The 23952-nt window shown below is 63.4% G+C and carries 27 protein-coding genes, 1 tRNA gene and 1 pseudogene; 10 read left to right on the top strand and 19 right to left on the bottom strand.

What is annotated here, in order from left to right:
* Nucleotides 1-113: 113 nt before the first annotated feature.
* From X907_RS07645 to X907_RS07600, 11 genes are all read right to left on the bottom strand, one after another.
* Complete coding sequence (locus X907_RS07645; protein ID WP_009802152.1) at nt 114-527, bottom strand: ribbon-helix-helix domain-containing protein; 414 nt, start codon at nt 525-527, stop codon at nt 114-116.
* A gap of 8 nt (nt 528-535) precedes the next feature.
* Nucleotides 536-2545, bottom strand: a complete 2010-nt coding sequence (locus X907_RS07640) for a conjugal transfer protein TraG (RefSeq protein WP_127566788.1) — start codon at nt 2543-2545, stop codon at nt 536-538.
* A gap of 23 nt (nt 2546-2568) precedes the next feature.
* Entirely contained in the window at nt 2569-4326 is a 1758-nt protein-coding gene (locus tag X907_RS07635) for a relaxase/mobilization nuclease domain-containing protein (protein ID WP_009802154.1), read from the bottom strand.
* Nucleotides 4327-4573: 247 nt separating this feature from the next.
* On the bottom strand, nt 4574-5257 hold the full coding sequence (locus X907_RS07630; protein ID WP_112062388.1) for a lytic transglycosylase domain-containing protein: 684 nt from the start codon (nt 5255-5257) through the stop codon (nt 4574-4576).
* A gap of 22 nt (nt 5258-5279) precedes the next feature.
* Nucleotides 5280-5627: a DUF736 domain-containing protein gene (locus tag X907_RS07625; RefSeq protein ID WP_084399898.1), complete on the bottom strand. Its 348-nt coding sequence runs from the start codon at nt 5625-5627 to the stop codon at nt 5280-5282.
* A 13-nt stretch (nt 5628-5640) separates the two neighbouring features.
* On the bottom strand, nt 5641-6219 hold the full coding sequence (locus X907_RS07620) for a S26 family signal peptidase (protein ID WP_009802157.1): 579 nt from the start codon (nt 6217-6219) through the stop codon (nt 5641-5643).
* Nucleotides 6216-6722, bottom strand: a complete 507-nt coding sequence (locus X907_RS07615; RefSeq protein WP_009802158.1) for a DUF2840 domain-containing protein — start codon at nt 6720-6722, stop codon at nt 6216-6218. Before X907_RS07615 ends, X907_RS07620 begins: the two co-directional genes overlap by 4 nt.
* The gene (locus X907_RS07610) at nt 6719-7003 is read right to left on the bottom strand and encodes a helix-turn-helix transcriptional regulator (protein ID WP_009802159.1); all 285 of its coding nucleotides are present in this window, start codon (nt 7001-7003) and stop codon (nt 6719-6721) included. The genes X907_RS07615 and X907_RS07610 overlap by 4 nt, the downstream gene beginning before the upstream one ends.
* 261 nt (nt 7004-7264) lie before the next feature.
* A complete protein-coding gene (locus X907_RS07605) occupies nt 7265-7714 on the bottom strand; it encodes a DUF2285 domain-containing protein (protein WP_158085768.1) in 450 nt (149 codons plus the stop codon).
* The gene (locus X907_RS14745) at nt 7638-7979 is read right to left on the bottom strand and encodes a transcriptional regulator domain-containing protein (RefSeq protein WP_366080137.1); all 342 of its coding nucleotides are present in this window, start codon (nt 7977-7979) and stop codon (nt 7638-7640) included. Before X907_RS14745 ends, X907_RS07605 begins: the two co-directional genes overlap by 77 nt.
* 129 nt (nt 7980-8108) lie before the next feature.
* The gene (locus X907_RS07600; RefSeq protein ID WP_009802160.1) at nt 8109-8384 is read right to left on the bottom strand and encodes a DNA -binding domain-containing protein; all 276 of its coding nucleotides are present in this window, start codon (nt 8382-8384) and stop codon (nt 8109-8111) included.
* A gap of 170 nt (nt 8385-8554) precedes the next feature.
* Between X907_RS07600 and X907_RS07595 the strand changes: the two genes are divergently transcribed.
* Complete coding sequence (locus tag X907_RS07595) at nt 8555-8782, top strand: helix-turn-helix domain-containing protein (protein WP_009802161.1); 228 nt, start codon at nt 8555-8557, stop codon at nt 8780-8782.
* Between the two features lie 42 nt (nt 8783-8824).
* Here X907_RS07595 and X907_RS07590 read toward each other — a convergent pair whose 3' ends face one another.
* From X907_RS07590 to X907_RS07565, 6 genes are all read right to left on the bottom strand, one after another.
* On the bottom strand, nt 8825-9157 hold the full coding sequence (locus X907_RS07590) for a DUF736 domain-containing protein (protein ID WP_009802162.1): 333 nt from the start codon (nt 9155-9157) through the stop codon (nt 8825-8827).
* A 557-nt stretch (nt 9158-9714) separates the two neighbouring features.
* A complete protein-coding gene (locus X907_RS07585; RefSeq protein ID WP_009802164.1) occupies nt 9715-10158 on the bottom strand; it encodes a hypothetical protein in 444 nt (147 codons plus the stop codon).
* 121 nt (nt 10159-10279) lie between these two features.
* Nucleotides 10280-11218: a DUF2493 domain-containing protein gene (locus tag X907_RS07580; RefSeq protein WP_127566786.1), complete on the bottom strand. Its 939-nt coding sequence runs from the start codon at nt 11216-11218 to the stop codon at nt 10280-10282.
* Between the two features lie 320 nt (nt 11219-11538).
* Nucleotides 11539-12579, bottom strand: a complete 1041-nt coding sequence (locus tag X907_RS07575; protein WP_040613343.1) for a DUF7146 domain-containing protein — start codon at nt 12577-12579, stop codon at nt 11539-11541.
* A 96-nt stretch (nt 12580-12675) separates the two neighbouring features.
* The gene (locus X907_RS07570) at nt 12676-14733 is read right to left on the bottom strand and encodes a ParB/RepB/Spo0J family partition protein (RefSeq protein WP_112062389.1); all 2058 of its coding nucleotides are present in this window, start codon (nt 14731-14733) and stop codon (nt 12676-12678) included.
* A 126-nt stretch (nt 14734-14859) separates the two neighbouring features.
* The gene (locus X907_RS07565) at nt 14860-16056 is read right to left on the bottom strand and encodes a hypothetical protein (RefSeq protein WP_009802168.1); all 1197 of its coding nucleotides are present in this window, start codon (nt 16054-16056) and stop codon (nt 14860-14862) included.
* A gap of 220 nt (nt 16057-16276) precedes the next feature.
* On the opposite strand from X907_RS07565, the gene X907_RS07560 reads away from it, so the two are divergent.
* From X907_RS07560 to X907_RS14740, 4 genes and pseudogenes are all read left to right on the top strand, one after another.
* Nucleotides 16277-16555, top strand: a complete 279-nt coding sequence (locus X907_RS07560; RefSeq protein ID WP_206740500.1) for a hypothetical protein — start codon at nt 16277-16279, stop codon at nt 16553-16555.
* Nucleotides 16552-16911, top strand: coding sequence for a toxin-antitoxin system TumE family protein (locus X907_RS07555; protein ID WP_009802169.1), 360 nt, complete (start codon nt 16552-16554; stop codon nt 16909-16911). Before X907_RS07560 ends, X907_RS07555 begins: the two co-directional genes overlap by 4 nt.
* Nucleotides 16908-17300: an HVO_A0114 family putative DNA-binding protein gene (locus X907_RS07550; RefSeq protein ID WP_009802170.1), complete on the top strand. Its 393-nt coding sequence runs from the start codon at nt 16908-16910 to the stop codon at nt 17298-17300. The genes X907_RS07555 and X907_RS07550 overlap by 4 nt, the downstream gene beginning before the upstream one ends.
* A pseudogene (locus X907_RS14740) lies at nt 17297-18943 on the top strand (recombinase family protein); the annotation flags it as partial. The gene X907_RS07550 and the pseudogene X907_RS14740, both read left to right, overlap by 4 nt.
* Here the strand turns inward: X907_RS14740 and X907_RS07540 are convergent.
* Together X907_RS07540 and X907_RS07535 are read right to left on the bottom strand one after the other, a co-directional pair.
* Nucleotides 18914-19003 (bottom strand) — tRNA-Ser (locus X907_RS07540). The pseudogene X907_RS14740 and the gene X907_RS07540 overlap by 30 nt on opposite strands.
* A 109-nt stretch (nt 19004-19112) precedes the next feature.
* Nucleotides 19113-19682: a hypothetical protein gene (locus X907_RS07535; RefSeq protein WP_127566784.1), complete on the bottom strand. Its 570-nt coding sequence runs from the start codon at nt 19680-19682 to the stop codon at nt 19113-19115.
* Nucleotides 19683-19860: 178 nt separating this feature from the next.
* On the opposite strand from X907_RS07535, the gene X907_RS07530 reads away from it, so the two are divergent.
* The 5 genes from X907_RS07530 to X907_RS07510 all read left to right on the top strand — a co-directional run bounded on the left by X907_RS07530 (nt 19861) and on the right by X907_RS07510 (nt 23939).
* Nucleotides 19861-20355, top strand: coding sequence for a response regulator (locus X907_RS07530; RefSeq protein WP_233352234.1), 495 nt, complete (start codon nt 19861-19863; stop codon nt 20353-20355).
* A 98-nt stretch (nt 20356-20453) separates the two neighbouring features.
* Nucleotides 20454-21014, top strand: a complete 561-nt coding sequence (locus X907_RS14695) for a septal ring lytic transglycosylase RlpA family protein (protein WP_127566780.1) — start codon at nt 20454-20456, stop codon at nt 21012-21014.
* Nucleotides 21015-21109: 95 nt separating this feature from the next.
* A complete protein-coding gene (locus tag X907_RS07520; protein WP_127566778.1) occupies nt 21110-22255 on the top strand; it encodes a D-alanyl-D-alanine carboxypeptidase family protein in 1146 nt (381 codons plus the stop codon).
* An 8-nt stretch (nt 22256-22263) separates the two neighbouring features.
* Nucleotides 22264-22899: a dTMP kinase gene (gene tmk / locus X907_RS07515; RefSeq protein ID WP_127566776.1), complete on the top strand. Its 636-nt coding sequence runs from the start codon at nt 22264-22266 to the stop codon at nt 22897-22899.
* A complete protein-coding gene (locus X907_RS07510) occupies nt 22896-23939 on the top strand; it encodes a DNA polymerase III subunit delta' (protein ID WP_127566774.1) in 1044 nt (347 codons plus the stop codon). Before tmk ends, X907_RS07510 begins: the two co-directional genes overlap by 4 nt.
* Nucleotides 23940-23952 lie beyond the last annotated feature (13 nt).

Raw genomic sequence — 23952 nt, 5'->3', positions numbered from 1 at the left:
CTGATCGGCAACAGCCTTGAAGGCGTAGTAGTACTACGGCGCGCAACGGCAGGAGAAAGCGAAAAACGGTCGAAACAGTTCACTTCAAAATACCTGGGAAACAGGCTGTAGATTTACTCTTTCGGTGTGAAATCTTGCGACACTTCTTTGGCGAAGGTGTTACCCTTTGCGAGCCGCCGACCGAGCGTTTCTACAAAGCCTTCATACCGCTCGCGGCCTTTCGCCTGCGCGGCATCGCGCATCGTATCTGGCAATGGCGGAGTCGTCGTGAGCCAGAACCGGATGAACAAGGCTATCGCATCGTTGCCGATCGTCACGTCGCGTTCGAGCCGTTCGACGGCGCGGGTCAGCCGGTCGAGACGTCGCGTAATCGCAGCCTCGCGCTGATCCGCAGCGTCGGGGGAAAGGTAGGAGGCAAGCGCCGCTTCCACGATCTGGGATTTCGAAACTTTGCGCCGCGCCGCCAGCGTGTCGAGCTCCGCTGATAAAGCTGGATCGAAATACACATTGAGCCGATCTTTCTTCATGGCGGGCCTCAAAGTTCGATGCCGTCATCGGGATCAAGCGAGGCCTGCCGGGCGATGCTGCGGAATCGGCCCTGCATCTGGCGAGCCCGCTGAGCGTCATCATCCGTTTCATCATCGAGACCCGCGAACTCTTCTCGCGCAGATGGTGCCGGCTCCGGCGCGATGTCTTCATGCTCGGGCAGTTCCGGCTCACGGCGAATGCCGCCGTCTGCATCTTCGCCCGCATCGCTGGAGGCCCTCTTCCTTGGCTTTGGCGCGGCGACGGGTGCGCGGTCACTCCAATCATCTGCCTGCAACTCTTTCGATACGGTCGGTTCGGCCATCAGTTTGGGCGGTGACAGGATGCGTGTCTTGAGCTGTGGGTCGGTATAGTAGCGCGCCTTTTTGCCCCGGACCGGCGGCGCGCCGGAGACGAGCACGATTTCATCATCCGGCGGTAATTGCATGATCTCGCCGGGAGTCAGCAAAGGCCGCGCGGTCTCCTGCCGGGAGACCATGAGATGGCCAAGCCAGGGCGACAATCTGTGCCCGGCATAGTTCTTCATTGCCCGCATCTCGGTCGCCGTGCCGAGGGCATCGGACACGCGCTTGGCAGTACGTTCGTCATTGGTCGCGAAGCTCACCCGGACATGGCAGTTGTCGAGGATGGCGTTGTTCTGGCCATAGGCTTTCTCGATCTGATTGAGGGACTGCGCGATGAGGAAGGCCTTCAATCCATAGCCCGCCATGAACGCGAGCTGGCTTTCGAAGAAGTCGAGCCGCCCGAGCGCCGGAAATTCGTCGAGCATCAGCAACAGGCGATGGCGCTTGCGATTGGCGTTCAACTCTTCTGTCAGCCTACGTCCGATCTGGTTCAGCACAAGCCGGACGAGCGGCTTTGTGCGGCTGATGTCGGAGGGCGGCACGACGAGATAGAGCGTGGTCGGCCGCGCGCCAGAGACCAGATCCTTGATCCGCCAGTCGCAGCGGCTCGTGACCCTGGCGACGACGGGATCGCGATAGAGGCCCAGAAAACTCATCGCCGTAGACAGAACACCGGAGCGTTCGTTTTCCGACTTGTTGAGGAGTTCGCGCGCCACCTGCGCCACGACCGGATGCGGCCGGTCGCCAAGATGCGGTGTGCGCATCATCGCCGCGAGCGTCGCCTCGATCGGCCGGCCCGGATCAGAGAGGAAGGCGGCGACGCCGGCGAGCGTCTTGTCCGCCTCGGCGTAGAGGACATGGAGGATCGCGCCGACGAGCAGCGAATGGCTAGTCTTCTCCCAATGGTTCCGGCGTTCGAGCAGACCTTCCGGATCGACGAGGATGTCGGCGACGTTCTGGACGTCGCGTACTTCGCTGTCGCCGCGCCGGACTTCGAGCAGTGGATTGTAGGCCGCGCTCTTCGCGTCGGTCGGATCGAACAGGATGGTGCGGGTGAACCGCGCCCGCCACCCGGCGGTGAGCAGCCAATTCTCTCCCTTGATGTCATGGACGATGGCCGAGCCCGGCCAGGTCAGGAGACTCGGGACGACGAGGCCGACGCCCTTGCCCGAGCGGGTTGGCGCGAAGCAGAGCACATGCTCCGGGCCGTCATGCCGGAGGTAGTGGTTCTCGAAGCGGCCAAGCACGACGCCGTCCGCGGCAAGCAACCCGGACGATTCAACGTCCTTCCGCTCCGCCCATCGGGCTGAGCCGTAGGTGGTTACGTCGCGCGCCTCGCGAGCCCGGAGGACGGAGAGGAAAATCGCGACACCGATCGCGGCGATCCCGCCGCTGCCGGCAATGATCGCGCCTTCGACGAACACACGCGGCGCATAGGCGTCGTAGAAATACCACCAGACGAAGAAGCTCCAGGGCGGATAGATCGGCCATCCGAGAATGTCCGTCGTCGGCGCGCCGAGCTGAGGCTGAAAGCCGAGCCGCCATGCGGTCCACTGTGTTGCGGTCCAGATGAAACCGACCACAACGAGCGAGACGATGATGATCTGGCCCCAGAGGATTTTGGTGGCCTGTGTTGGCTGTGTCTTGATCGGCATGTCTTTTCCTTCCGGGGTGATGCTCAGATGCCAAGCCCGCGCTTGCGGCCGAGGCTCCAGTCGATCCCACCACCCGGCGTCATCGTTCCCGTCACGGTCTGGCCGAGATGGCGTTCGAGCTGGGGTTTCCACGGGACGAGTTCGAAGCCGAGGCCGCTATCGACCATGGCGAAACGGCCTGAGGCGAGATCGAGACGCCGGCGATAGGTTCCCGAGATGCGATCGCCTTCTGCAGAATTTCTGCGAAGCAAGCCTGTCTCGGTTTCGACACGCGCCGCCGCAGCGTCGAGCTCTCGTTCGCGCAGCGTCTTCAGGAGGTCGCGGGCGAAGGTGACGCGCCGACCATTTCTGGTCGCGAGCCCCTCGGCGACGAGATGATCGGCGCGCCGGTCGAGCGCTTCGCGAACTTCGGCGCCGAAGCCGCCCATGCTGAGCGGCGCCTGGGTCTTGGCGAGTTGCAGCCGATCGAGCCAGGTCGCACCACTCGCGCCGATTTGGGTTTCGAGGTTGAGGTCGGAGCGGCCGACAAGGGCCATGCGCTGACGGCCGCCATTGTCCGAGCGCCAGACCCGCGTCTCGACAATCCCGCCTTCGGGCGTGTCGCCCGTGGCGTCGAGATCGTTGAAGCGCAGATGATGGACGCTGCCGTCCACGGCGTCGATCACGGCATAGGCCTCGCCGCGCAACTCGTCATGCAGCCCGCGCTCGACCAACCGTCCAAGTACTGGGGCAGTCGGTGTGTCCTCAATCGCGAAGTCCGTTTGTGCGCGCCCTGGTCCGCCGGACATGGCGCGGTGCATGGTCTTGATGATGTCGCCACGCTCGGCGAGATCGCGCAGCGTTTCCTGTGCGCCCGGTTTCAGAGACCAAACCGCCGGGGCGAGCCTGTCGGCGAGGCCGAGCCCTTCCAGCGTCTGGGCGCGACCAATAAGGAGTTTGCGCAGCTCCGGATCGCGCGGTTCCGGGGAGCCGGGACGCAGATCAGCAACCCCGGCACCGTCATCGGCGAGCCCCTGGAGCGCGCGGTCAAGACCCGTCCAGCGTTCGGCTTTCACCTCCGCCTGAAGTTCGGATGCGATCTCCTGCTCGGCGCGCGGCCCGAGCTCCAGTTCGACCAGTTGCTCGGCGCGGCTGCGGAACCCTCGGCTGATATAGTCGCGGGCGATGACGAGGTCCTTGCCGTTATCGGCTCGGCCCCGCACGAGAACATGGATGTGCGGATTGTCGGTGTTCCAATGATCGACGCCGATCCAGTCAAGCTTCGTGCCGAGATCGCGCTCGGCCTGGCTCATCAGGTCGCGTGTGTAGGCGCGCAGGTCTTCGAGGCGGTCGGCGTCTTCAGGCGAGACGATGAAGCGGAAATGATGCCGGTCCTCTTCGCATCGCTCTGCGAAAGCGCGATCATCGACGCTGTCTGCTTCGGCGTTGAACATGCCCGCATCACGCCCGTCACGGGTCACGCCTTCACGCTTCAGATAGGCGATGTGTTTGGCGAGCGGGGCGGAACGGAAACGTGCGCCACGATGACGGACGACGCGCGCTTTGATGACGACGCGCCGCTGGGTGCGTGACAGTCCGCGCGCTGCGCCGGCGAAACGGCCCCGGCCGAATTGCGATCCGCGCCCGCGTCCTTTCGAACCGTTCAGCTTGTATCCGGTGTGTCCGGCCTTGCGGGCGGCGCCCATTACCTGGCCGACAAAGCTTTGCGCCTTCCGGGCGCTTGTCCCCTTGTTGCGGATGCGGCCGGGCCGGATGCGCATGTCATTATCGCGGTCGCTCATGACAAAGCGCCCGCTTGAAAGCGCGCGGCACGGTGAAACCCGCATAAAAACAGTGGGTTGAGCCGTGGGGCGGCACTGTGCCCATGACCGCAGCGGGCGAAATACCCAACAACAACAACGACATAGCGCGTATCCGTGCCGCGCCTTTTATCTCGCCCTCCCGTTGTTGTTGCGCCTTCCGTCCCCGTCCTCCCTCCCGGAAACACGCCATCGCGCGACGGACCGCGCGAGAGTGCGATCAGCGGGATCATCGCCGATCCCCGTTTCCAGTTGGCGGGAACAGACCGTCCGATGCGCCGGATGTGTGTGAAGGAAAAGTGCCTGCGCCACTGCTCAGATGCGTTTCATCAGCAGGCGTTTGTCGGTCGGTACGAGCGGAAAAGAGCGGCGCCGCGCGCCAGTCCACGGTCAGAATTGCGCTCGGTTCTCGCCGTTCTGCTGCAACCGACGCGCCGAGGAGCGGCGCCAACGCCGCAACATAATCGCGGGTTTCTCGGGGCAACGGTCGGCCTGTAGCTAGATGCTCGGCATAGCGTGTCGGTCCCGCATTGTAGGCGGCGAGGAAGCCCGGCGATCCGAAGCGGTCATGCAGTTCACGGAGATAAGCGGCGCCCGCCAGAATGTTGTCGCGAGGATCGAACGGGTCGCGCCCCAGACCGTAACGCGCGCGCAGCTCATCCCAGGTATCGGGCATGATCTGCATCAGCCCCATCGCGCCTTTTTCGCTGACGGCGCGCACGTCGCCGGCGCTTTCCCTGCGCATGACAGCGAGGATCCAACGCGCCGGGAAGCCGAAGCGCTGCGCAGCTTCGGCGATATAGGCAGCATAGGAATTGCCGCCTTGTTCCGTCCTGGAGGACGCGGTCTCTGCTGATACGGCGTGAGAGACAACCACGCCGGAGAGCAGACCGCAGAGGAGGAACTTCGCCATAATAGCGCAGCGCCGAGACGGTCTAGCCGCGCTCATCGCGTTTCTCGGGGCGCTTTGCGGGGCGGTTCCAATAGAGCGCCCAATGTCCGTCCTCGGCGTCGGTCTTGAAGAGATTGGCGCGGATCGGAAATGCGAAGGTCGGGTCGTCGATCTGCAAAGAGATGTATTCACCAGCCTTCTCGCCGGTGCGTTTCCAGCCGGCGCCGATCTCCGGTCCGTCGTGATCGCCGTGATGGATGCGATAGTCGGGCGCGTTTTCGCTGTCCGACGATGTTGCCGGGACGAGGGTGAGTTCTCGGTAGAGAATGAGCGTGTGAAGGCGTCCGGTGAAGCCGGTTTCTGTGCGGGTGAATTGACCGATCTGAGCCATGGGGCAGTTCCTTTCATTTGCGGTCGGAAGAATTTTCGAGAGCGTCGGCGTCGTGATCGGCGCGCCAGACATAGTGGCCGTCGCCGTCTTCATCGGTGAGGATCGGAACGGCGCGCCCGATCACGGCGTCTGCCGGGAGTGCGCCGAAATAGCGACCGTCGAGACTGTCGGGATGGCTTGGATTCAGGAGGAAGAGTTCCGTCTTGGCGACGAAGTGGCAGCCCTGCCAAACGGGCAGGTCGCGTCCGAAGCGGTCGCTCGGCTGGGCCTGCGCCAGGGGGATGTCGTCGACAGCGACAGCGGCGCCATCGCGGCAGACACGTTGTCCGGGAAGCGCAGCGACGTGCTTGAGGAGCGGTACGCCCTCGGGCAGATAGCCGCGCTCGGCGAGATAGGTCGCAAGCGATTCCGGCGGATCGACGACGACCAGATCGCCTACGGCAAGATCGTCGTCCGACGCAACGGCGTATAGCCCGATGGGCGCGCTTGCGGACGCGTTCCAGATCAGCTTGGGGCTCACATGAACGAAGGCCAGTCCGCCGATCGCGAGCACCGAGAAATAGGTCGTCATGACGTATCCGAACCGGGTCATGACACGCTCCCCGCCGACGCGGCTCGCAATGTCAGTGGATCGGGTGGACAGGCTTGGCGCAGGAGCCAGGCGCGATGTTGAGCGGCTGTGTAGCCTCGCGGCTCCAGGCCTGCTGACAGCCTGTTGTGAACGTGGCGCCAATAGTCCGGCGCGGCGTCGGCCGGGTCGATGCCGAGCGCTTCGATCGCATCGGCGAACTGAAGAACCCGTTCGACCTTGAGCCAGCCGGACTGGCGCAGCAGGCTATCGCCGCCGGGTGTCACCTGCGGCACGGTCGCATAGGACTCACCCGGTCGGGGCGCACGCAGGATGTCGATCCGGCTTTCCGTAGTCCCGAAGTCGTTCGCCTGCCAGCGGACGAAGGCGAAGACGGCGCCGGGATCGAAAGCGACGGTGCTGCCACTGCGGCTCTGGATCGTTGTCCGCACGATCCGGCCGAAGCGAATCCAGTGCTCGATCTGCTTCTCGATCCAGACGAGTTCGACAGTGGCCCCGCCGCTCATGAGCGGGCCTTCCGTGCATAGGCGGGCGAGATCGCTGCATGCCGCTTGGCGGGCAACACCTCGTCGCCCGTGTCGTCCGAGGTCGAGTTCTTCTCTCCCCGGCTGACCCAGGCTTGCAGATCCTCGATCGCGTAGACGACGCGCCCGCCGATCTTCGAGTAGCGTGGCCCCGTGCCATAGGTCCGGTGTTTTTCGAGCGTCCGCCCCGAAAGGCCGAGAAAATGGGCCGCTTCCGGCGTTCTCAAATAGCGTGGGGGAAGTCCGGCATTGGGATCGGGCATGGGTCGCGTCTCCGGTTAGGCCATCCCGCTTCGGGAAGCGCGGGACTGTCGGAGACGAGAAAAGCGTAAGATGCGCGCCGGGAGGGATGACGATCAGCGCGCGGCGAAAACGTCACTCCCCTTTGGGGGGCATGAGAACGGAGTGTGAAGAGGTATCGTTTGGTGTTAGAAATCTTAAGGTGTAGGACACGGTAATAAGATCGCCCAGTAGGCGCGCATTATGGACGTGAGAAGCATATTTACTGATCAATTTTCCTGCCCCTACCGAGATTGCCCTTTCAGCAAATTCCTGTACCCATGATCGATCATCATTCGTCCGTAGGCAGCAAGGCGGGCGATTTGAGCCTTTAGCGAACTGGTCTTCCATGGCTCAGCGGACACGCGGGCGGCTCCAAAAAAGACTGTGGCGACGGCGCGATAACTGGCCCCGCGCTGGCGGCCGTCGATTGTTCGCAGGGCTCGTTTCAGGCGTTCGCGTCGCTGTCGCGTGATAGGCGGATGCAGGTCGCGCTCCACAAGTTGGTGATATAGGCGATCAGCGGCGGCTAGCCGAACTGCCCAGTCGTCATCTAGCGGAAGTAGCAGGCCAACGGGGCGATCACTGAGCAAATTACCAACGAGATTAACGCCGTTTTTAAGCCGAACCCAAGAAATCCCGTCGTCGTCGATCTTCTGATATGCGATGCGCGCGGCTGGATTGGCAGAGGTCAAGCCCACGTCCGGAAGAGCATCGATCAGTTGAACGACGGCGGGTGCTGCGGTTGGAAGCCAGAAAATCGGAGCGCTGAGTGCGTTGAGCTGTGGGTTTACAGCGAAATCGTAACCCCCAGTCTGCTGGAGCGCCGCCGCCCTCCCGCATTAGCTCGTAGTCATCACGATAGCGCGAGTTCCGACGAAGGCATTCCCAAGCGAGCCCGGAGACACCGAGATCATCGAAGTGATCATACTGCTTGTCGTCGCGCCAATCTGACGGCATTGCGAAATCCTCCCAATCGCAAACTGGCGCATGGAATTGCGTCAGTCAGTCGGGATATTACGCTTTATACCAGCGGTTGCGCTGTGTGGCCACTGGCGTCGTCTTTTACGCATGGTGCCCGCACGCCGATCAACCTGCGGGAAGACCATTCTTGAGAAGATCTCGGTAGCCTTGTTCGGTCATCCAACGAGCGCGGGATAGATGACTGTCGTGGACCTGGCGCGCACGTTCCGGCTCCTTGTTGGCGTCGATACCGAGCAAGAGCGACGCCACATCTTCAAGCGTTGCACCGGCCTCACTTGCATCGAGCAGGCGCATATAGAGCTTCAGGTGATTGCGATCATAGACCGTCACAGCCGCATCGTTCGGTGGCGCGTCGGCGATCCTGTGCTGTCTCGAGGGCATGCGAAATCCTTGCAAGTTGGCCCATATTATTAATGAACTGGAAACCATAACCTAGCAAGCGCAGGCGGCGCAAACGTCGCCGGGTTGGTTGCAGCTTCGTGGCGGCCGCGTCGTTCGCCGCGTATTATAGTGCGTCGCATTAAAATACGCGATCCGCATTTTACTGGCGGATGGATATTCGGGAAGTATTTGGCGCGAACCTTCAGTATTTTAGGGAAAAAGCCGGCCTCAGCCAGGCCGCTCTGGCGGATAGGATGGGCGTTGACCGCGCTCATATAAGCGCGATGGAACGCGGGCAGCAGAACGTCACTATCATCACCCTCTGGCACGTGGCCGAGGCACTTGACGTCAAACCGGCCGAACTCTTGGACGATCAGCGGAAAAGCCGAGAGGCATGATGGCAGCCCCGCCTGGGAAGACCGGGCGGGGCTGTCGGGGCGTCAATCGCCGCTCTGGCGGCGTGACCGCGACCAGATAAGGCTGTAGCTCTCTTCGCCTTCGATGACGGTGTCGTCGAAGAGGTTGGCGTAGATCGGAGCGGTGAAACTCGGATCGTCGAGCTTGAGGCTCAGATAGTCGCGGCCCTCATTCGAGCGCTTGGACCAGGCGGCGCCGATCTCGACTCGGCCGACGAAGACGCGGTGGCTGGGTGCGTTGTCGTTCGCGCGATCCTCTTCCGGGATGATCCTTACATTCTTCGCTTGAACGCTGAGGGTGACGATTTCGCCGACGTACTCGTTGGCGGACTTCTTGAAGGTTCCGATGGTGGCCATGTCAGTTCTCCTTTTGGCTTTCGAGCCCGCGCCCGTCGCGGCCTCGATGGAGATCGACAAGGCCGGGACGACCGCCGACGCAGTCCGGAGGACCCGGAGCGTATGCGGAGGACAGCGGAGACGGAGTTTCTTGTTTCGCGAGGAATGGGCGTAGCCCAGGGGAAGAAAGTTCGGCTCCGCCGTTGCGGCCAAGGCGGTCGAGGCGTCAGCCGATACCGGCCAGATCAGTCCATGAGAGGCCGTGTCGGGCGTGGGTGATGAGGCTCAGGAGAAGTTCGTCACCGGCCAGCGCGACAGTCGAAAAACGCCGGCAACGAGCGTAGGCGATGAGCGATCGACATCGTTTCAGAGAAAAAGTTAAAACCACGCCGGATAGATTTGAACGAGACCGCTCCATTCTGACCTTGCGCGCCAAGGGCCGGATTGGGCATGTTCCTTCAACGCACGAAAGTGGCTGCGGAACGTGTCAAGCACGATCCCGGTTTCCACTTATCTGAACCTTAACCGTGGAGTGAATCCCCATTGACGTGAGCGATTTAGCCGTCTGTGGCTGCGTATCAAGCATGATGCGAATTGACACCGCCGGACTGCGTCTCTGGTCCTGCAAGGGATGCGATGCGCACCCATGCTGTCGCGCCGACGATGATTGCACCGATGCTTGCGAAGATGAGGGTCCACGTCTCGCCCGCGCCGCCGGTCTCAGAGAGACCCTTGACCGCGTGAAAACCGGCCAACCCGGCCGGCAAGGCATAGAGCGCGCCGATCGCCAGGCGGATGGTCGGTGACCGTATCGTGGCGAACGCGACTTGCCCGAGGATAAGAGCGACTGCGCCGGCGAATAGTGCGACAGCGATGGCGCCGATCGGCCCCGCGCCGTTTTCAAACGCATAGTAGCCGACAGTAACGGCGACGAAGAACGGAAGCGCATAGACGGCCAGGCTGAATAACAGCCAGCAGAGAAAGCCGAGGCCGACAACGCTCAGCAATGCGGACAGAAACATGGGCGGTCTCCTTCATGGATGGAGCGCCTCCACCAACCGCCACGGCGCTTTTCGAAGTATAGCGCAAAGCAGCGCACGCCGAAACCTTCCGGCGCGCGCATCAGGTGATGCATCTCAGGCATCACGCTGCCTGCGCTTTGTTGTTCTTCGGCCTGAAATCGAAGAGCGGGACGCCGAGCTTTTTGGCCTTGTCTGCCAGATTGTCCGTAATTCCCGACCCCGGAAAGAGGATGAGGCCGATGGGCATCGCCTCAAGAAGCGCGTCGTTGCGCTTGAACGGCGCCGCCTTGCCGTGGCGCTTCCAGTCCGGCTTGAAGACGATTTGCTGGCATTTGCGGTTATCGGCCCAGCACGCGGCGATCTTCTCGGCGCCTTTGGGCGATCCGCCATGCAGGAGCACCATGTCGGCGTGCTTGGCCTTCACACGGTCCAGCGCATCCCAGATCGCCCGATGGTCGGTGACGTCCAGTCCGCCGGAGAACGCAACCCGTGGTCCGCTTGGCAGGAGGGGTTCGATCTCCGCGCGCCGCTTCGCCGAGAGATAGTCGCGGCTGTCGATCATGGCCGCCGTCAGCGTCCGGTGACTGATCCGTGATCCCGAGTGCGGTCGCCAGGTCTGACCGATATGGGTCTCGAAGTGGTCGGCGGCGATATCGCGCATGAGCTCGTAAGCGTTGCGCCGCTCGATCAGCGTGGTTCCTTGCGCCGTCAGGGCTTCAAGTTCGACCGAGCGAATTTCCGACCCGTCCTGTTCGCGCTGCGAGCGTTTCTGGGCCTGCTCGTTGTCGTCGAGGTCGCGGTCGACGCGGGCTGCTGTGCGATGAAACAGGTTGGTCACGGACCAGAGCAGGTCTTCGACATCCGGTTCGAGACGCGTGTCTTCCAGCGTGGCGGCGAGTGCGTCGAAGATATCGGCTATCGCACCCTGGAGGGCGTCGGCATCGGGCAAGGGTCTCGGGTCGGGTTCGTCGGCGAAAGGCCGATAGCCGTAAAGCTGCAATTCTTCGAGTACGGCCGCGGTTGCGGAGCTGGCCATTGGTTCGGTGGTCTCGGCGGTCATGGGATCGTCTCCTGTTCGGCATGGGCCGCGCCTCTCGCGGCCTTCCCGAGCGACGGGAAAGCGGGGGCTGGCTGGGACTGCACCGCCGGTCACGGCGGCCGGAGCCAGAGGCGGAGGACGGCGAAGGCGGCGCTCTTTTGTTTCGCGATGCAAAGTCGGGCTTTCACGCCCGGCGGCGGAAAAGAGCGTCGCCGCAGCCGTTGCCGGCCCGGCCAGTCTCCGCTCCGTCTCGCTCCTCTCGGAAGGCCGAAGGCGAGGCTCTCCAATTAGGAGGTGATCTGACGATAGCGACCAGACTAATGACGGGCCTGCTCAGCCGCTCAGTGTTCGTCGGAAAGCAGCCGTGAGAAATCGGCCGTGGCCAGTTGCTGACCCAGATGCGTCCTTAGGTCGTCCCGTCCGAGCTTGCGGAGGTCTTCGTTGAAGTCGCCGCCAAGAGAAATAAGCCGGATCGTTTCGATACCGACGGCTCCTGCGCGTTTGATCAGATTGGCGGTGGCCATGTCGCCTGCTTCGTCGGCGTCGGCAGCGATGTAGAGACGCTGAAGCCCGGTCGGCAGGATCAGCGCGGCGAGATGATTGGCCGATAACGCGGATATGACGGGCATGTTGGGCAACGCCATGCGCACGGAGAGCGTGCTTTCCAGCCCTTCGCCAGCAGCGAGGATGTCGCTCGCAGTTCCGATCCGCACGCCATGGCCGAGCAGGTTCCCCATCGCCTTGCGTGATGGATCGAGGGGCGCCTTGCGAGCCGTCGCCGGATCGAGCCATGTGCGGTGAACGCCGGTGAGATTGCCGTTCACGTCCGTGACCTTGGCGAGCAATGCAGGCCAGGTCTCCGGTGGGGTGTCCTTGGGCTGACCTTCTCGCCAATAGTAGCAGCACGGATGAAATCGCAGCGCTGGCGCGTCGCCAAGCCCGGAAAGACCGCGTCGACGAAGATAGCGCTCGGCGAGCGTTCCACCGACCGGTCTTCCCATGGCGAAGAGGCGCCGTGCAGCCTCCGGCGATCCGGTGGGCGCGGATTGACGCTCACGTTGTGGCGGTTCGGGGCGTGGCAAGCTCAGGAATCGTCGCGCCTCATCGAGCGTCTCGCCGAAGGATTGCAAATGATGCGCAGCGGCAATGAGGTCTAGCAGGTCGCCATGTTCGCCTGTGGCGGCGTCTGCCCATTTGCCGGCAGCGCCCGGACCGTGGGCTGGTCCCGTCAGGCGAACATAAAGACTGCGTCCGGGCGTGTTCTCGATGTCGCCGACGATCCAGTAGCGGCCCTGCTTGCGACCGTTGGAGAGGTAATGGCGGCAGACGGCCTCCGCCTCGCGGCCGAGCCGTCGTGCGATTTCGGATGCTGCGCTGTTCATTTGCGCCTCCATGGTGAGAGCAAAAAAGAAGGAGCCCGCCACATTGGGCGGGCTCCAGGGGCGGCTGCGGGAGCCGTTGGGGGGCTTGGCTCCCGGTCACTCGGCCGCAGTGGCGAAGGCGTTGCCGGTGACAGGTTCATCATCGGTGATGACGGCGTAATCGCCCATGGCCGGTTCGCCGCCGTTATCCGCCGATTGCGCTTCGCTGTCGGGAAGAGCCGGCATGCGCAGCACTTCGGGCAACCAACCGGTTCCTTCGAGAAGCTCTTCGGCAGCCGCGACCATGTCCGGTTTCTTGAGGCCGGCGATGCGGTCGGATGCATTCTCGCCCTTCGCTTCGCGCACGGCCTCCAGAATGCGGGCCTTGGTGACGCGAGCGAGATAGCTCTCGCCCGTCGGCGCCCAGCCCGTCGCCGCCATGTCGAGCCCGAGCGTCGCCGCCAGCACATCGGCATGGGCGAGCGCCCGCGGACGGCGGTTGTACGGTTCCTGGACGGCGTTGACGGTCATGGCGACGCAATGCGCGAACAGCGCCTCGCGGCTATCGTTGTCGAACCCGACCAGCGCCTCCCACAGATCCTCAGGCGCTTTCGGCAGCGCCCCTAGCCAGCTCGTCGTGCGATCGTCGATGCTGAGCGCGTAAGCCGTGTCGCCAAGGCCCGGCGCCTGGGCGCCGAAACCGGCGCTGTGCGGGGTGATCTCGACGCAGCTATCCAGCGGATAGTGGTAGAAGAGCCGCAGCGCCATCGCGTGCAAGGCGGCGAGGAACGCCGTCTGCGGATCGTTGGCAAGCGCGTCGCGCAGAGCGAGCGTGCGATGCGCCGTCAATTCCATGACGAGGCGGTCGGAGAGAGGCTTCAGGCCATCGTCTTCCTCTTCCGCCTCGTCGCTGGCATCAGGGGGCGTAGCGTCGTCGACGTCCTCCTCGTCAGACGCGTCGATCCCATCGACCTCGTCCTGTCCGTCGGATTCGACGGAAGGTTCATCCTCGGGGCGGACATAGCCGCGCTCGACACGCAGGCGGCCGTCATGGCCGATGCTGACGAAGACGCCGGCCACGGCGATTTCATCCGGCTCGAAGCGGACGGGACGCTCCTGCAAGGCTTCCATCGCCGTTTCGATCTCGCCGAGCCGGGTGTCGATATCTTCCGGGAACTCCTCGGCGTCGGCGTAATCGTCCTCAAGCTGATCGTATTCGGCTTTCAGTGCGTGGAAGTTCGCGATCTCGTCCTCGCTCATCGGCTCGGTCTCGCCGATGATCCGGCGCAGACCGTAGGTATGGCCGTAGGGAAAGTCCGTGCCGATCTCGATCCATTTCCAGCCCTCGGCGCGGATCGCTTCCGCATGGGTTTCGAGCTTTTCATCGACGAGTTTCGCAAGCAGGCCAGCGTCATGGAGCCATCCGCCGTCGTCGGATTGGAAGAGATCGCGAAGGATGGCGCCGCCGGCCACCTCATAGGCGTCGAGCCCGACGAACTGCGCCCGCCGGTCGGAGGCGCGCACGGCGCCTTCGGTCAGCATGCGGCGGATTTCATAGGGCTGTTTCGCATAAGTCCGTTTGATCGACTCCCAGACCTGTTCCTGGCGCTCATGGTCGGGATTGACCGTGAAGGCCATGAGTTGGTCGAGGGTCAGTTCCTCCTCGGCATAGGCGTGGAGAAGCGATGGCGCGATAGCGGCGAGCTTGAGCCGCTGCTTGACGACGTTCGCCGAGACGAAGAAGGCCGCCGCGATCTCTTCCTCGCTCTTGCCTTTCTCGCGCATCGCCTGGAAGGCGCGGAACTGGTCGAGCGGATGAAGCGGCGCACGCTGAACATTCTCGGCGAGACTGTCTTCTTCGGCGAGGCCGTCCGTGCGCACGATGCAGGGCACGGGCGCCGTGCGGTTCAGACGCTTCTGCTTGACCAGCAGTTCGAGCGCCCGGTAGCGGCGTCCGCCGGCCGGGATCTCGAACATGCCGGTTTCAGCGCCGTCCTCATCCAGCACCGGCCGGACGGTGATCGAGGACAGAAGCGTGCGCCGGGCGATGTCTTCGGCGAGCTCGTCGATCGAGACGCCGGCCTTGACGCGGCGGACATTGGACTGGCTGAGCACCAGCTTGTTGAAGGGGATGTCGCGCGAGGCGCTGAGGGTGATTTTCTGAGACTTGGTCATGTCAGTTCTCCGTGGGCGGGCTGGCCGAAAGCCTCTCTCTCGACCTCCAAACCCGTCACGGAGAACCCGGCCCGCCTCTTCCTCTTGAGGAAGCGACGGACCGGAAAGGCGGAGCGCCGGCCGCAGCTACGCCGCGCGCTCGAGGAGCTTCTTCGCCTTGCCCTCCATTTCGAGCCGGGTGTCCTGCTGCGGCTTCGACCGGGCGACGGCGGTGATGCCCTGCACGAAATCGAATACGGACTCCGGCGGCCGACCTTCTTCGGCGAGGACTGTCTCGACGATTCTGGCCGTCTCCGCCTTGGAGAAGCCCCGTTTGCGGAGGAAGTCGGTGCGGTCATCGTCGCTGTGGGCGACGATGCGCTCGCGCGCTGCTCGAATGCCTTCGACGAAGGGTCGCGGCGAGGAGTCAGCGAAGCGGGTCAGCGCCGGCGCCGCCTCGTGCGCGAAGCGATTGGCGGCGTATTTGGAATGTCGGATGCTAATTTCCTGGAAGTCCTCAACGCCCCAGAGATTGCGGTTCTGGCAGACGGCGCGCAGATAGAAACTGGCGATGCCGAGCGTCTTCGCGCCGACTTCAGAATTCCAGCAATAGAAGCCCCGGAAATAGAGATCGGGAGATCCGTCGGACAGCTTGCCCGCCTCGATCGGGTTCATGTCGTCGACCAGGAAGAGGAAGACGTCTCGGTCGGAGGCGTAGAGCGTGGTCGTGTCCTTGGTGATGTCGACCATCGGATTGTAGACGCCGCTCGACCAGTCGAGCGTGCCGGGCACTTTCCAGCGCGTATCGCCAGTTCCGTTCCCCGCGATCTTCTGCACGGCCGCCACGAGTTCGTGGTCGTAGATGCGGCCATAATCCGGGCCGGTGACGGCGCGCAGTTCCGTGCGCCCGTCTTCGGTTTCCAGCGTCTTGATCTGCTCGGCTCGGTGCGAGGTGAGCCCGTATTGCAGGTTGATGCCCGCAAGCGGCGCCGGGAGCTGGCGCAGATAGGCCGCCGGCGCGCTGACTAGGCTGGCGAGCTGGCCGAAGCTCCAATGGGTCGGCGCGACCGGCGCCTCGGCGTCGGGCAGGATGAGCGCCAGGTTTTCCGGATCGTCGCGATGGGCTTCAACGCGGATCGCCGCGCTCTCGACTGTCCGCGTGCGGCTGCGCTCGGCGCGGCCCTTCACCGACGCGTAGAGCTCCGACAGGGACAGATAGCGCTCGTCATTCGGCCGGGAAAACCATTCCGAGGAGACGCGGCCGATCCGCTCTCCGCGCGAGATATCGACTTTGTAGCCGCCGCTCGCGTCGCGCCGGCCGTCCAGGGTTTCAAGGTTGGTCATGGGTCAATCTCCGCGACAGGTCGGCCGAGAGCCTCTCTCTCGACCTCCAAACCCGTCACGGCGAAAGCCGCCGAACTCTTACTCTTTATCGGGGAACATGTTCGTCTTGATTGGCCAGGCATTTGGCGCAGCACCGCCGAACACCTGTCTTCGCCGCCATTGACGCTTCACCCGGATGCGGAGCATTTCTCCGCGTACTACGGGGCGGCACAGTCGCTTCATGTCCAATTCCGTACCCAAACGCCGGCAGCGTTCGCGCGCGGCAAAAATTGATCTTTACGACTACGCGCAGATTCCGGAACCGAAGCCGCGTGGACGTCCCGAACCAGAGTTGACCGACTGGCGCGTCACCGATGAGTGGCTGAAGCGCGTGCCGGTCACTTCGTCCGAAGTGGATGTGTTTGAGGCCTGGTTCGGTGATCTGTTCGACGATTTGTTCGGCCCCTTGGGTTCGGTTGGCTCCTTGACAAAGTTATCATCTAAAGATAACCTAATATGACAGAGGAGACATACGATCCGAGCCTTGACGCCTTGCTCGATCTCGATGGCCAGGTGCTCGTCATCGACCCTGCGGGCAGGCATTGGGTGAAGTTCGTCGTTACGCGCGTGCCCGTTAGCCCGGAGAAGCCCCATGGGCTCGACTATTCGCTGACGCTGCACGGACCTGACGGCGAGCGGCTTGTCGGCTTCGACAATGCTCATCCTGTCGGCCGCCGCAAACGCGGAGAACCGCAGGATCACCGCCACCGGCTCCGGACCGTGCGTCCCTATGACTATCAGGATGCCGCGAGCCTGATCGTCGATTTCTGGGAGACGGTGGATGCAGTGTTAAAGGAGCGAGGCGTACTGCAATGACGACGTTGAAGATCGGCATCGCCGATTATGAGGAGATGAAGGCCCGCACCATGCGGATCGCCCGCGGCGAGCAAAAGCCGGGGCCGGACGATCCGAAGGTATGGTTCACATCGACCGAGTCCTTTGCCCAGGTGCTGTCAGCCGGTAATCGCGAACTGTTGCGGACCATCGCCGAACGCGCACCGGCTTCGCTTGACGAGTTGGCGGAGATGACTGGGCGCGCCAAATCGAACTTGTCGCGAACGCTGAAGAAGATGGCCGAATACGGTTTGGTCGAGATGGAACCGGAAGGGCGCCGGCGGCGTCCGCGAGTCCTCTACGACCGTGTTTCGCTTGATCTGACGTTGACCGGCGAGGAATGGCGAAAGGCAGCGGGAGGCGCATCATGAACGCACCGCAAAACGCCGTGAAGCTCCGCGCCGCGCTTTACCTGCGCGTCTCGACGACGCGGCAGGCCGAGCATGACGTCTCGATCCCTGACCAGAAACGCCAGGGCGAAGCGTGGTGCGAGGCGCGCGGCTACGAACTCGTCGAGACCTATGTGGAGCCAGGAGCGTCAGCAACGAACGACAAGCGCCCCGAATTCCAGCGCATGATCGAGGCGGGTACGTCCAAGCCCTCAGCCTTCGACATCGTGGTCGTCCACTCATTCAGCCGTTTCTTCCGCGACCATTTCGAGCTGGAGTTCTACGTCCGGAAGCTCGCCAAGAACGGCGTCAAGCTCGTCTCCATCACCCAGGAGATGGGCGACGATCCCATGCACGTCATGATGCGCCAGATCATGGCGCTGTTCGATGAATATCAGTCCAAGGAGAACGCCAAGCACGTCCTGCGCGCGCTCAAGGAAAACGCCCGCCAGGGCTTCTGGAACGGCTCGCGCCCGCCCGTCGGCTATCGCGTGGTCGCGGCCGAACAGCGCGGCGCCAAGACCAAGAAGAAACTGGAGATCGATCCGCTGCACGCCGACACGATCCGGCTGATCTATCGCCTCGCCCTGGAAGGGGACGGAACGCGCGGGGCCATGGGCGTCAAAGCGATCGCCACGCATCTCAATGGCAGGGGCATCTTCACGCGAGACGGCGGCCGCTGGGGCATCGGACAGGTTCATCGCATCCTGACCCGGCGGACCTATATCGGCGAGCATCAATGGGGCAAGCATCGCAAGAACAAGGAGCCGACCAAGCCGGAAGACCTGGTGACGGTTCCGGTTCCGCCGATCATAGACCGCAAGACCTTCGACGCCGTGCAGAAGCTGATGCAGGCGCGCAATCCCAAGGTCGCGCCGCCACGCGTAGTGACAGGACCAACCTTGCTGACGGGGATCTGCTTTTGCGGCAAGTGCGGCGGCGCCATGACCATCCGCACTGGCAAGAGCGGGCGTTACCGCTACTACGCCTGCTCGATCAAGGCGCGTCAGGGCGAGACTGGCTGCAAGGGCCGGACAATCCCGATGGATAAGCTCGATACGCTGGTTGCTCAGCATCTGGAGGAGCGTCTGCTGACGTCTGATCGGCTGGAAGAGGTTCTCGTCGATGTGCTCGACCGACGGCAAGAGCGCGCTGAGCGCCGCCGTGAGCACATCGCCGAACTGAACCGGCGGGCAACGGAATCGGAGCTGCGGCTGAAACGCCTTTACGACGCCATCGAGATCGGCGTCGCCGACCTCGACGATCCGGCGCTGAAAGAGCGCATCGCCGGTCTGAAAGTCCTTCGTGATCAGGCGAAAACCGACGCGGAACGCGCCGAAGCCATGCTCGACAGCGCCACTCATCAGGCCGTCACGCCGGAAATGATCGAGAGATTCGCCGCAGCGGCCCGCGAGAAAATGCGGTTGGAGGGCGGCGGCTATCGGCGCGATCATCTGCGCGCGTTAGCTCAGCGCGTCGAGGTCGACGAGCGCGAAGTGCGCATCATGGGATCGAAGAACGAGCTTCTGAGAACCCTAGCCGCCGCAAATAGCGCAGAATCGGCGGCGAACGGCGTGCCCAGTTTTATACCGAAATGGCGGAGGGGGTGGGATTCGAACCCACGGTACGGTTTCCCGCACGCCGGTTTTCAAGACCGGTGCCTTAAACCACTCGGCCACCCCTCCGACGCGCATCGTTTAGCCGCTTAACGCGCCGTCCCGCAAGCGTAATTGCCCGCTGCGTTGTGGGCGCCGCATCTGCCCCGCCCGCGGGCGGCAGGGCAGGGGCGGGCACCTAGTCCTCCCAACCCCATGGGGCAGGGGGCGCATCCACCGGCTCTGACAGGTCGAACTCCACGCGGAAGGCGCGCTCGGTGCCGAGGCGCTGGACGAAATAGACAAAACGCTCGCCGGGATGGACCTCCATCATCCACACATTCGGCCATGAGCCGGGGATGACGGTGTTGGTCTGGTCATCAGCCGGGAATATCCGTCCGTGCGGCCCGCCTTCGCTGGGCGAGAAACCGCCATACATGGTCACCTCATCATCGCTGCCATCATCATGGCGATGGTCGTGGCGCAGCTCGATACGGCCATCATCGTGTCGCGTCAGCACCCAGGTGCGCGACAGATCATCACCCACCACGAACGGGATGCGGATTCGATTCTCCTCGCAGGCGCGCACATGCATGAACAGGGCTTGCCCCTCAAAGCTGGTATCGCCCTCCGGCGCGCGCACCAGCCCGCCCTCAAACGCCTGTCCGCACAGCGCGTTCAGCCGGTCCCAGAAGTTGTCTTCAGCCACTGCCGGAGCGGCGAGGCCCAGGGTCATTCCAGCGCCTGCAAGCAAGGCAAATCGTCTCATGTCGCGTCCTTTTTCCAAGTTCAGGCGGCATCATGGCCGCATTCCGCCCCCCAACGCAAACGCGAGCTGGTCAGGTCAGCAACCGTTTGTTCAGCACTGCCCTCCTAGCTTGACTGGAGATCGACCGGAGTGTGGGGCGTTGCCGGATAATAGTGCGGGAGAGCGCAGAAGGCTTGAAGTGTTGCGTGTCCTGGTTGTGGACGACAACACGCACATGACCTCGATCCTGCGAACCGTTCTCAACAGTTTCGGTATTCGTAATGTGGACGAGGTGCGCGGCGCCGTGGAAGCGCTGGAGCTGATCCGCACGCGCTCCTACGATTTCGTCCTGCTGGACTACAACATGCCGATCCTGGACGGTATCGAGCTCACCCGTCTGATCAGGACCGGGCGCGACCATAACCAGCAGATGATCCCCATCATCATGATTACCGGCTTTACCGAGCGATCGCGTGTCATCTCGGCGCGCGATGCGGGCGTCACCGAAGTATGCGTCAAGCCGGTTACCGCGCGCGATCTGTGGAACCGGATCGCCGAGATCATCAACGCGCCGCGCCCGTTTGTACGTTCGAAAAACTACACCGGACCGGACCGCCGCCGTCACAAGGATGTCGAGTTCTCCGGCAAGGAAAGGCGGCAAGCCAGAGAGCAGGCCGCCGGCATTTCCGCCTGACCCCATACAGCGCGCACTGGATCATCTGGCCGATTGCCCGGCCGCGCTGTGCCTGCTAGTGACACAGCCTCCGGGCGGGCAGGGCGCAAGGATGGCCGATGATCTTGTCAACGCGCAATCGCTTTACAGGTGTTATGGCCGCTATTGCAGGCCTGCTGGTGACAGCGTGTTCGCAAACCACTGATACCGGAGACGTGTCAGCTACTGTCCTGCCTGCGGCCAGTCCGGTCCACATCGTGGCAGCCGCGGGGAGCGTTGCGCCTGATCCCCTGACCCAGCCCGCACGCCAAAGCGAAACAGGTCTGGCATCCTGGTATGGTGATCGCTTTCACGGGCGCCTGACGGCAAGTGGGGAAGTATATGACATGCATGCGCTGACGGCGGCGCATCCAGAGTTGCCCATGCGCAGCCTTGCCCGTGTCACGCGCCTCGACAACGGCCAGAGCGTGGTTGTCCGCATCAATGATCGCGGCCCCTTCGTCGAGGGACGGATCGTGGATCTCAGCCGGGCCGCCGCCCGGATACTTGGCCTTATTGAAGACGGTCTGGCGGAGGTGAGGGTGGAGGCGTTCGGGCCCGCCGATCCGCAAGACCGGGCCGCCGTTTCAGGCTTTCTTCCCCGGCGCAATACCGCCAGCGCACGCGGCGGCGGCAACTGAACCGCCTCTTGAACCTGTTCGCCCGTCTGGACTGCAGGCCCGGCGCACGGTTTTATGGAATGTCCCTGTTTATCTGCTGATGCTGGAGAGCCGCCATGGTCCGTCTCGTTGCCGCACTTGCCGGTCTGTTTCTCGTTTTTGGCGGTCTTGCCAGTGCGCAGGAACCTGCCTTCCAGACATCGGCCAGCCATGCCGTCATCATGGATTATGAGACCGGAGAAGTCCTGTTCTCGAAAGACGGCAGCGAACCCATGCCGCCCTCCTCGATGAGCAAGCTGATGACCGCGCTCATGGTGTTCGAGGCGCTCGAAGCGGGCACGCTGTCACTCGACGACGAACTGCCTGTCAGCGTACGCGCCTGGCGCGAGGGCGGGGCGGCTTCGGGTGGCTCCACCATGTTTCTTGAGGTGAATAGCCGCGCGCGAGTGGACGATCTCTTGCGGGGTATCATCGTCCAGTCCGGGAATGATGCCTGCATCGTGGTCGCCGAGGCGATTGGCGGCAGCGAGGAGGCCTTTTCCGACATGATGACGCGCCGTGCGCGCGAAATCGGTCTGGAAACGGCCAGCTTCCGCAACTCCACCGGCCTGCCGGCGGAGGGCCATGTCATCTCGGCAGAAGACCTGGCCCGCCTGGCGGCGCACATTATTAGAAACTACCCGCAATACTATGAATTTTATAGTGAAACCACCTTCACCTATAACGGCATCCGCCAGGCCAATCGCAATCCGTTGCTGGGTGTTTTTGAAGGCGCAGACGGCCTGAAAACAGGCCATACCAGCGAGGCAGGCTATGGCCTGACTGCGTCCGCAGAGCGTAACGGAGAACGCCGTATTATCGTCTTTAACGGTACCCAGTCCATGCGTGAACGCGCCAACGAGGCCGAACGCCTGATGCGGGCTGCCTTCTCCGACTTTGTCATGGTCGACCTTGCTGAGGCAGGCGCAGAGATCGGTGCGGCAGACGTTTATATGGGCACCGCCCGTAACGTCTCCTTGCGTACAACCGCGCCCATTCGCGCGGCAATGCACCGGCGTGAGCGCGACCGGATGCGCGCCGAGATCGTCTATGACGGCCCGCTGACCGCGCCAGTTGCCGAAGGTGATGAAGTGGCGCGCCTTGTGATCACGATGCCCGATGGCCGCACGCGCGAATACCCGCTGGAAGCCGCCAGCGATGTGCGCCGGCAGGGCATGGTGTCACGCGCGATGAGCGCGCTGGTCAATCTGGTTGCCGGCTGACGTGCGGCATGAAGCCGGGACGGTTCATTACGCTGGAAGGCGGGGAAGGGACGGGCAAATCCACGCTCGCCGCGGAGCTGGAAGCGGCTCTCGTCCAGCGCGGCATCAGCGTTGAGCGCACCCGTGAACCGGGCGGCACGCCCGGCGCTGAAGGCATCCGCAAGCTGCTGGTAGAAGGTGCTGCGGACCGCTGGCAGCCCATGAGTGAGGCGCTGCTGCTTTACGCCGCGCGCTATGACCATGTGGAGCGCCGTATCAAACCCGCGCTGACAGCCGGGAAATGGGTCATATCTGACCGTTTTTTCGACTCCACTACGGCCTATCAGGGCGCCGCGGGCGGCATTGACCGGGCCACGCTGGATCCGCTTCGCCGCCTGACGCTCGCCGATTTTGCGCCGGACCTGACACTGGTGCTCGATCTGGATCCCGAGACCGGTTTACGCCGTGCCGGGTCACGAGGCGATAACGAACAGCGCTTTGAAGGCAAGGGGCTGACCTTCCACCAGCGGCTCAGGCAGGGCTTTCTGGACATCGCATCGGCGGAACCGGAGCGGTGCGCCGTTATCGATGCGGGCCAGCCGCCGGCAGACGTGCTCGACGCGGCGCTGGGCATCATCCAGCAACGCCTTGGGTGGCCGCAATGAGCGATGATGCCCTGCCAGAAGCCGATGCAGAGCCCGGCCTGCCGCATCCACGCCATGTCCACAGCCTTCTCGGGCATGAACACGCGGAAGCGGCCGCCGCCTCTGCCATCCGCTCTGGCCGGATGCATCACGCCTGGATGATCACCGGCCCCAAGGGCGTCGGGAAGGCAACACTGGCCTGGCGCATGGCGCGGCGTCTGCTGGGCGTGAAACCTGATCCATCCGCGCCTCTGGCTCATGCGCCGGGAGATCCGGTGAACCAGCGCATGGAGGCGCTGTCCCATCCCGATCTCTTGCTGGTGCGCCGCCCGTATGATGAGCAGCGCAAACGGCTGAAGGGCGAGATCACGATCGAGGAAGCCCGCCGGATTCCCGCCTTCTTCTCCCGCCGTGCGGCAGAGGGCGGCTGGCGCGTGGCCGTCATCGATAGCGCGGACGAGATGAACCGCAATGCTGCCAATGGCTTGCTGAAAAGTCTTGAAGAACCGCCCGAACGCGGAATCCTGATCCTTGTGGTCACATCACCGGGCCGTCTGCCCACGACCGTGCGCTCGCGCTGCCGCCGTCTGCACTTACGCGCGGGGCCAGAAGCACACTGCGCCGACTGGCTTGAAGAGCGGCATTCCGTACCCGGCGAGGAAGCCGCCTTGCTGGCAAGACTTGCCAAAGGCGCGCCGGGCAGGGCGCTTGCCTTCCATGTCAGCGGCCTGGCTGGCATGCAGCGTGACCTGACAGCGGCCTTCAGTCCGTCAGGCCGGATCGACCAGAGCGGCGCCGAACGGCTCATCAGTAAAGCGACCGGCACGGACAGCCATCAGGCCCGCGCTGTCCTGTTCGACATGATGGCCGGGGAATCCGCACGGCGGGCAAGAGACGCGGCCAGCAAGGGCGATTCGGCGCAGGCCGGGCAGTGGGCTGATGCCTCGCGGCGCATTACCAGCCTCGCCCGGGAGGCTGAAACGCTCTATCTCGACCCGCGGCAAAGCCTGCTGGCCGCATTTTCATTGCTGGAAGATGCCGCCCGGCAGTCTGCCGCCTGACGTAGGACGGGAC

Origin of the sequence: Glycocaulis alkaliphilus (assembly GCF_004000605.1) — a bacterium.
GTDB lineage: Bacteria > Pseudomonadota > Alphaproteobacteria > Caulobacterales > Maricaulaceae > Glycocaulis > Glycocaulis alkaliphilus.
Note: the sequence above shows the minus strand (reverse complement) of the source record. Positions and strands in the feature narration are given on the sequence as shown.

Coding starts and splice junctions, on each gene's coding strand:
- X907_RS07645 (WP_009802152.1), bottom strand. CDS start 527: ATGAAGAAAGATCGGCTCAATGTGTATTTCGATCCAGCTTTATCAGCG.
- X907_RS07640 (WP_127566788.1), bottom strand. CDS start 2,545: ATGCCGATCAAGACACAGCCAACACAGGCCACCAAAATCCTCTGGGGC.
- X907_RS07635 (WP_009802154.1), bottom strand. CDS start 4,326: ATGAGCGACCGCGATAATGACATGCGCATCCGGCCCGGCCGCATCCGC.
- X907_RS07630 (WP_112062388.1), bottom strand. CDS start 5,257: ATGGCGAAGTTCCTCCTCTGCGGTCTGCTCTCCGGCGTGGTTGTCTCT.
- X907_RS07625 (WP_084399898.1), bottom strand. CDS start 5,627: ATGGCTCAGATCGGTCAATTCACCCGCACAGAAACCGGCTTCACCGGA.
- X907_RS07620 (WP_009802157.1), bottom strand. CDS start 6,219: ATGACCCGGTTCGGATACGTCATGACGACCTATTTCTCGGTGCTCGCG.
- X907_RS07615 (WP_009802158.1), bottom strand. CDS start 6,722: ATGAGCGGCGGGGCCACTGTCGAACTCGTCTGGATCGAGAAGCAGATC.
- X907_RS07610 (WP_009802159.1), bottom strand. CDS start 7,003: ATGCCCGATCCCAATGCCGGACTTCCCCCACGCTATTTGAGAACGCCG.
- X907_RS14745 (WP_366080137.1), bottom strand. CDS start 7,979: ATGCCGTCAGATTGGCGCGACGACAAGCAGTATGATCACTTCGATGAT.
- X907_RS07600 (WP_009802160.1), bottom strand. CDS start 8,384: ATGCCCTCGAGACAGCACAGGATCGCCGACGCGCCACCGAACGATGCG.
- X907_RS07595 (WP_009802161.1), top strand. CDS start 8,555: ATGGATATTCGGGAAGTATTTGGCGCGAACCTTCAGTATTTTAGGGAA.
- X907_RS07590 (WP_009802162.1), bottom strand. CDS start 9,157: ATGGCCACCATCGGAACCTTCAAGAAGTCCGCCAACGAGTACGTCGGC.
- X907_RS07585 (WP_009802164.1), bottom strand. CDS start 10,158: ATGTTTCTGTCCGCATTGCTGAGCGTTGTCGGCCTCGGCTTTCTCTGC.
- X907_RS07580 (WP_127566786.1), bottom strand. CDS start 11,218: ATGACCGCCGAGACCACCGAACCAATGGCCAGCTCCGCAACCGCGGCC.
- X907_RS07575 (WP_040613343.1), bottom strand. CDS start 12,579: ATGAACAGCGCAGCATCCGAAATCGCACGACGGCTCGGCCGCGAGGCG.
- X907_RS07570 (WP_112062389.1), bottom strand. CDS start 14,733: ATGACCAAGTCTCAGAAAATCACCCTCAGCGCCTCGCGCGACATCCCC.
- X907_RS07565 (WP_009802168.1), bottom strand. CDS start 16,056: ATGACCAACCTTGAAACCCTGGACGGCCGGCGCGACGCGAGCGGCGGC.
- X907_RS07560 (WP_206740500.1), top strand. CDS start 16,277: ATGTCCAATTCCGTACCCAAACGCCGGCAGCGTTCGCGCGCGGCAAAA.
- X907_RS07555 (WP_009802169.1), top strand. CDS start 16,552: ATGACAGAGGAGACATACGATCCGAGCCTTGACGCCTTGCTCGATCTC.
- X907_RS07550 (WP_009802170.1), top strand. CDS start 16,908: ATGACGACGTTGAAGATCGGCATCGCCGATTATGAGGAGATGAAGGCC.
- X907_RS07535 (WP_127566784.1), bottom strand. CDS start 19,682: ATGAGACGATTTGCCTTGCTTGCAGGCGCTGGAATGACCCTGGGCCTC.
- X907_RS14695 (WP_127566780.1), top strand. CDS start 20,454: ATGATCTTGTCAACGCGCAATCGCTTTACAGGTGTTATGGCCGCTATT.
- X907_RS07520 (WP_127566778.1), top strand. CDS start 21,110: ATGGTCCGTCTCGTTGCCGCACTTGCCGGTCTGTTTCTCGTTTTTGGC.
- tmk (WP_127566776.1), top strand. CDS start 22,264: ATGAAGCCGGGACGGTTCATTACGCTGGAAGGCGGGGAAGGGACGGGC.
- X907_RS07510 (WP_127566774.1), top strand. CDS start 22,896: ATGAGCGATGATGCCCTGCCAGAAGCCGATGCAGAGCCCGGCCTGCCG.